Source organism: Geobacter sp. PheSNFMC (assembly GCF_059620965.1).
The window spans coordinates 1-6,562 of the sequence record NZ_JCAMRN010000109.1 but is presented as its reverse complement, the minus strand read 5'-3'; the positions used below and the strand labels follow the sequence as shown (position 1 = coordinate 6,562).

7 protein-coding genes are annotated in these 6,562 nt (G+C 60.2%); 1 reads left to right on the top strand and 6 read right to left on the bottom strand.

Translation table 11 applies throughout. The features are described 5' to 3' along the window. The 5 genes from argS to AC6CDK_RS17365 form a co-directional block, all read right to left on the bottom strand. A partial coding sequence (argS, locus tag AC6CDK_RS17385; protein ID WP_496639938.1) for an arginine--tRNA ligase occupies nucleotides 1-1,653 on the bottom strand: 1,653 nt, incomplete at its 3' end. After that, nucleotides 1,650-1,808, bottom strand: coding sequence for a hypothetical protein (locus tag AC6CDK_RS17380; protein ID WP_010942458.1), 159 nt, complete (start codon nucleotides 1,806-1,808; stop codon nucleotides 1,650-1,652). The genes argS and AC6CDK_RS17380, both read right to left, overlap by 4 nt. A 42-nt stretch (nucleotides 1,809-1,850) precedes the next feature. After that, a complete protein-coding gene (locus AC6CDK_RS17375; protein ID WP_039644421.1) occupies nucleotides 1,851-2,186 on the bottom strand; it encodes an FtsB family cell division protein in 336 nt (111 codons plus the stop codon). Nucleotides 2,187-2,202: 16 nt separating this feature from the next. Further along, entirely contained in the window at nucleotides 2,203-3,138 is a 936-nt protein-coding gene (locus tag AC6CDK_RS17370; protein WP_039644420.1) for a UDP-glucuronic acid decarboxylase family protein, read from the bottom strand. An 8-nt stretch (nucleotides 3,139-3,146) separates the two neighbouring features. Then, nucleotides 3,147-4,508 carry a UDP-glucose dehydrogenase family protein gene (locus tag AC6CDK_RS17365; protein ID WP_039644419.1) on the bottom strand — a complete coding sequence of 454 codons (1,362 nt, stop codon included), beginning with the start codon at nucleotides 4,506-4,508 and terminating at the stop codon, nucleotides 3,147-3,149. Nucleotides 4,509-4,673: 165 nt separating this feature from the next. Between AC6CDK_RS17365 and AC6CDK_RS17360 the strand changes: the two genes are divergently transcribed. Beyond that, a complete protein-coding gene (locus AC6CDK_RS17360) occupies nucleotides 4,674-5,243 on the top strand; it encodes a Slp family lipoprotein (protein WP_192905646.1) in 570 nt (189 codons plus the stop codon). Between the two features lie 63 nt (nucleotides 5,244-5,306). Here the strand turns inward: AC6CDK_RS17360 and AC6CDK_RS17355 are convergent, their stop codons facing one another. Then, complete coding sequence (locus AC6CDK_RS17355; protein ID WP_192905647.1) at nucleotides 5,307-6,506, bottom strand: cofactor-independent phosphoglycerate mutase; 1,200 nt, start codon at nucleotides 6,504-6,506, stop codon at nucleotides 5,307-5,309. Nucleotides 6,507-6,562 lie beyond the last annotated feature (56 nt).

Here is a 6,562-nt window from a genome sequence, read left to right as displayed (position 1 = left end):
GGTTGCCGTGCTGTGCAGCAGAAGCAGGCGCGCGCCGGTCAGGTCTGCATCTTCGGTAATGACCCGGTTCTTGTTATAGAACGAATGGAAAGCACCGGCCAGTTCCTGCAGGTAGTAGGTAATCCGGTGGGGTTCGAAATTGAGCGCGCTTCCTTCCACGATCTCGGGAAACGAGCTCAGCAGCTTCACGAGTGCCAGTTCCTCGGGAGTCCCCAGGCTTTCCAGGCTGGCCCGATCAACGGACGGCGGGACGATCCCCTTGTCGGCCGCGTTTTCGAAGATGCTGCAGATGCGCGCATGGGCATACTGCACATAGTAAACGGGATTTTCGAGGGTCTGCTGCTTGGCCAGATCGATATCGAACACCAACTGTGAATCGGGCTTGCGCATGAGGAAGAAGAACCGCGTGGCGTCGCGGCCCACCTCGTCGATGAGATCGCGCAGGGTAACATAGCTTCCGGCCCGCTTGGAGATCTTCACCTCTTCGCCGCCACGCATGACCGTGACCATCTGGTGGAGAACGTACTCGGGCCAACCCGTGGGGATCCCCGCGTCAAGAGCCTGGAGCCCCGCCCTCACCCGGGTAATGGTACTGTGGTGGTCGGCACCCTGCTCGTTGACGACCCGGACGAATCCCCGTTCCCACTTGTTGAGATGGTAGGCCACGTCGGGCACGAAGTAGGTATAGCTGCCGTCCGACTTGCGCATGACCCGGTCCTTGTCGTCGCCGAACTCGGTGGTCCTCAGCCAGAGAGCTCCGTCCTGCTCATAGGCATGGCCCTTGGCAACGATGCGCTGCACCACGTCGTCAACCCGCCCCTCGGCATAGAGGCTCGATTCGAGAAAGTAGACGTCGAATCCCACGTCGAATGCCCGCAGATCCTGGTCCTGCTCCCGCCGCAGATACGCGACGGCAAAGCGGCGGATCGCCTCCATGTCGTGGGGGTCTCCGGCCGCTGTCACGTGCTGGTCGCCGGCATCGACGGTCTCGCGGTTCAGGTAGGAGCGGGCCACGTCCTTGATATACTCGCCCTGGTAGCCGTCAGTGGGCCACGAGGGATCTCCCGGCTCGACACCGAGGCAGCGGGCCTGTACCGACAGCGCCAGGTTGGCGATCTGCTGGCCGGCATCGTTGTAGTAGAACTCGCGGGTCACATTCCAGCCGATTGCGGCAAGGAGACGGCAGATGGTGTCGCCGATGGCAGCGCCGCGACCGTGCCCGATATGCAGAGGCCCGGTGGGATTGGCGCTGACGAACTCCACCTGCACGTTCTTCCCTGCGCCGGTCCCGCTTTTGCCGTAGTCCCCGCCTTCGTGTTCGATTCTGCGAAGTACCCGGCACCAGGCACTGGTGCGCATTCTGAAATTGATGAAACCGGGGCCGGCAATGTCAACCGACTCGACCAGGGACTCCTGATCGTTCAGGTGGGAGATGATACTCTCGGCTATTGCCCGCGGCGCCTTTTTTTCCGCCTTGGCCATGAGCATGGCTGCGGTGCATGCGAAATCTCCGTGCTCTTCGAGGGCCGGCTTTTCAACCACAATATCGGGCACGTGGCCCGAGGCGAGGGTGCCGTCCGCGAAAGAGCGCTCAAGCGCCTCGCGCACCAGATCCCTGACCGCATCTTTCATGGAACCTTCCATCTGATTCATTTCGTCTCCTCATTGGGCTCTTCTTCCACGTCCTTGATGGAGACGTCTCTCGAAAAATCGGGACAACGGGCTCCGCCGTCGGTGACGCAGAATTTTTTGGCGCAATTAGCCCGCCAGGCGCAGACCGCGCAGGATTGTTTTCGCGTGGTACTCATGTTGACACTCCTGAACCGGAAACGTGCTAAGAGCCGAAAAGCCTAATGCTTCGCGCCAACAGCAGTGGATACCGGCTGCTGGGGCTTGGCATCGGGCCTGTCGGCCGCGGCGGGAAACTGGTACACTATTTCGTTCGGTCTCACGAGGCCGAAATCCTTGCGTGCGATGCTTTCGAGGTATCGCCTGTCGGATTTGAGAGCCTCGATCTCTCTTTTGAGCTTTTCGTTCTCGTCACGGACGACACCGACCTTTTGGCGAATCTGATCCCTTTCGTTGCTCAGATGATAGATCCGCAACAATCCCCGTTCACCAAACACGGTGAAATACAGGATAAAGAGTATGCACCCGGTCGGGATGAGATACATCCGCTTCCGCATGATTTCCTCCGTACTGCTATCCGGTCGGGGTCAGGCCGGCAAAGTACTCGATGGTTTGTGCAAGCCCCTCGTCAAGGGATACGCGAGGCTCCCAGCCAAGGATCGTCCGGGCCAGGGTGATGTCGGGCTGACGCTGGCGAGGATCGTCGGAAGGGAGCGGCCGATAGATGATCTGCGAGGACGAACCGGTCATCGCGATGATCCGCCGGGCAAACTCGATAATGGGTGTCTCTTCCGGGTTTCCAAGATTTACGGGCCCACAGAACTGATCATGCTCCATGAGCGTCACGAGCCCGTCCAGCAGGTCGTCCACGTAGCAGAATGAGCGGGTCTGGCTGCCGTCGCCGTACACGGTGAGGTCTTCTCCCCGGAGGGCCTGCACCACGAAATTGGAAACCACTCGCCCATCGTGTTCTGCCATGCGCGGGCCATAGGTATTGAAGATGCGGGCGATCCGGATGTCGACCCCGTTCTGGCGGTGGTAGTCCATCATGAGGGTTTCCGCCACCCGCTTTCCCTCGTCGTAACAGCTCCGGATGCCGATGGGGTTCACGTTTCCCCAGTAGGTTTCGGGCTGGGGATGAACCGTGGGATCGCCATAAACCTCCGAAGTGGATGCCTGGAGGATGCGCGCCCTGACGCGCTTGGCAAGCCCCAGCATGTTGATGGTTCCCATCACGCTGGTCTTGATGGTCTTAACCGGATTGTACTGGTAGTGAACGGGCGACGCAGGGCACGCCAGGTTGTAAATCCGGTCCACTTCCAGCAGGATCGGCTCGATGATATCGTGACGGATGACCTCGAAACGATGAAAATCCATCAGCCGGTCGATATTGCGTTTCGATCCGGTGAAAAAGTTGTCGAGGCAGAGCACGTCGTGCCCCTGCCCCAGAAGCAGTTCGCACAGATGAGAACCGATGAATCCGGCGCCGCCGGTTACCAGGATGCGCATCAATCGCTCTATTTCTCCACGAAGCCGGAGCCGTTGCGGCCGATTCCGTGGTAAACGAAGCCCATTTCCTTCAGGCGGTGCGGATTGTAAAGATTGCGCCCATCAAAAATGACCGGCGTTTTGAGCTGTTCGGCGATCCGTTCGAAATCGGGGTTGCGATACTCGTTCCACTCGGTAACGATGGCGAGTGCATCGGCACCGGCAAGGATGTCGTAGGGACTGGAACTGCTGTAGAGGATGCGATCACCGAAAATTTTTTGCGCCTCCCTGACCGCCTCGGGGTCATGGGCGCGGACCGAGGCACCCTCCGCCAGCAGCCGCTCGATCACGACAATCGAAGGCGCCTCGCGCATGTCGTCGGTACGCGGCTTGAATGACAGACCCCACACGGCAATGGTCTTGCCGGCGAGAGGACGTGACGCTCCCGCCCCATCTCCGGAAAAGTGCCGGAGGATCTTCTCGGGGATGAGCATCTTTTGCCGCTCATTCACCTCCTCAACCGCCTTGAGAAGCATGAAATCATAGCCGCACTCCTCCGCGGTCCGAACCAGGGCCTTCACGTCCTTGGGAAAGCATGATCCGCCGTAGCCCGCGCCGGGATACAGAAAATCGTAGCCAATGCGCGAATCTGACCCGATACCTTCCCGGACCGCGGAGACATCGGCACCCATCCGTTCGCAGAGGTTGGCAATCTGATTCATGAAGGAAATTCGCGTAGCGAGCATGGCATTGGCGGCATACTTGGTCATCTCGGCACTACGCACGTCCATCAGGATCATGCGGTCGGTCTTGCGCATGAAGGGGGAGTAGAGCTCCTTCATCAGCTCGGCGGTCCGCACGTTGTCAACGCCGATGACGACACGGTCGGGCTTCATGAAGTCGTCAATGGCCGCTCCCTCCTTGAGAAACTCGGGATTGGACACCACGTCGAACTCATAGTTGACGCCGCGGCGGGTCAGCTCCTCCTGTACGACGCGCCGCACCTGGTCCGCCGTGCCGACCGGGACGGTGGACTTGTCGACGATGATCTTGAACCCCTCCATGTGGCTCCCGATGGCGCGAGCCACGTCGAGCACGTACTTGAGGTCGGCGGAGCCGTCTTCACCTGGCGGGGTGCCCACTGCTATGAAGTTCACCAGAGACGCCTTCACCGCAGCGGCGAGATCGGTGGTGAAGGTAAGCCGCCCCTCTGCGCTGTTGCGGATCACCATCTCCTTGAGCCCCGGCTCGTAGATGGGAATGACACCCTCCCGGAGGCCGGCTATTTTCTCTTCATTTACATCCACGCAGACAACGGTATTGCCGCTTTCGGCAAAGCAGGTTCCGGCAACGAGCCCCACATAGCCGGTGCCAATGACGCAGATTTTCATGAACGCCCTCCAGACGGAAACATCAGCAGATTTTTATAGCACGGAAACCCCGGTCACTGCCAGAGATTTCCGTACCCAGGCAGCGTCACGGGGGCGGGGACCGTCGTGGACTTTTACCCATGTTCGGCTACCATTATGGTCAGAGCAGGAGAAAGGAGGCCGATCATGAACAGATCGTTCCGGTTGGTGATGATGGTCCTTGCCTGTGCCGTCCTGGCGGCATGCACGCGGGTTCTCAGCGACGAGGCACGGCGCCTGGTGGATCCGACCGTAACCTTTGCGGGACTGAAGGCGAATCCAGACGCCTTTCTGGGGAAATTCGTCATGCTTGGCGGGGTCATAGTCGATACGAAAAACAGCAGGGATGGAGGACAAATCGAGGTAATGCAGGTCGGTCTCGACGAAAGCGGCATTCCCGACGACACCTTCCGCTCGGAAGGACGATTTCTGGCCATCTCCGCACAGTTCCTCGATGCGGTGATCTTCAAACCGGGGCGTCTGGTGACCCTGGTGGGAGAGATCAAGGGCAAAAAGGTGCAGCCCCTTGACGAAGTGGACTACAGCTACCCGGTGGTTGCCATCAAGGAGATCCATGTCTGGAAGAGCCAGGACTACGAGAGTGGATATCCCTATCCGACGCCGGCGCCCTATTACTACTACGATCCCTACTGGTACGGATTCTGGCCCGGCCCTTACTGGCACCGCCCGCTCGGTCCCGTCTACCGCAGGTGGTGAGCACCCTCTCCCGCGTCGAATCAAGATGGGGCGGTCTTTGCGACCGCCCCATCCGTGTCCCCCCTATCGGCCCAGCATCATCTCCATGAGCCTGAACCCGTCCTCGACCATCAGGCCGGCTGATCGCGCCGACTCTTCGTCGTAGCCGGCCACGCCGGCGTTCTCCGAGGTTTCGCCGCTGAAGAGGATGAACGGCACCGGAGCATCGGTGTGGGTCTTGAGCCGCAACGGCGTCGGGTGATCCGGCGTGCAGAGGATTCGGTACGATCCGAACTTCTCCATGCCCGCCATGATGGGACCCACGACCCGGGCATCGAAATCTTCGATGGCCTTCAGCTTGTGCTCCAGGTTGCCGCAGTGGCCCGCCTCGTCCGGGGCTTCCACGTGGAGGTAGACGTAATCGTGTGCTTCAAGCGCCTCAAGTGCGGCAGCTACCTTTCCCTCGTAATTGGTATCGATATAGCCGGTGGCCCCTTCAACCTTGATCACGTCCAGACCGGCGCACACGCCGATGCCGCGCACCAGGTCCACCGCGGAAATGACGGCGCCGGCAAGGCCGAACTTTTCGCGGAAAGACGCCATCCGGGGCGCCTTGCCATGCCCCCAGAGCCAGATGGAGTTTGCGGGAACCTTTCCCTCTTCGAGCCGGCGCCGGTACTGGGGATGATTGTTGAGCACGAGCTGCGAGGAGTTCATGAGCTCTATCAGCCGATCCGCCCCCTCCCCCTTTGGCAGGTGCTCGAGGATGCTCTGCCCGGAAATATCGTGAGGAGGAACCACGGTCATGCCGCTCTTCCCATTGCGCCAGACCATGAGATGACGGTAGCCGACCCCGGGATAAAACTGGAATTCCTCCGTGCCCATTACGTCCTGGATCGCCTCGATGAGCTCCCGGCCCTCGGCCGTGGAAATGTGGCCGGCCGAATAATCATTCATGACGAGCGTACCGCGGGTCGGCGCCAGGTTCACCAGATTCACGCGAAAAGCAACGTCGGCGGGGCCCAGTTCCACGCCCATGCTGGCCGCTTCCAGGGGCGAACGCCCGGTGTAGCAGGCGCGGGGGTCATAGCCGAACACCGAAAGGTTAGCCACATCGCTGCCCGGGGGATACCCCTTTGGCACGGTACGGGCGAGGCCGATTTTGCCCCGGCGTGCCATGGCATCCATATGGGGAGTCCGTGACGCCTGGAGCGGCGTTTTCCCGCCCAGTTCCGGCATCGGCTCGTCGGACATGCCATCTCCGAGTAACACAATGTACTTCATGTCAGTTCCTTTCATCACAGGATCAGGATTTCACTTCACGTTACCATCTCCACACC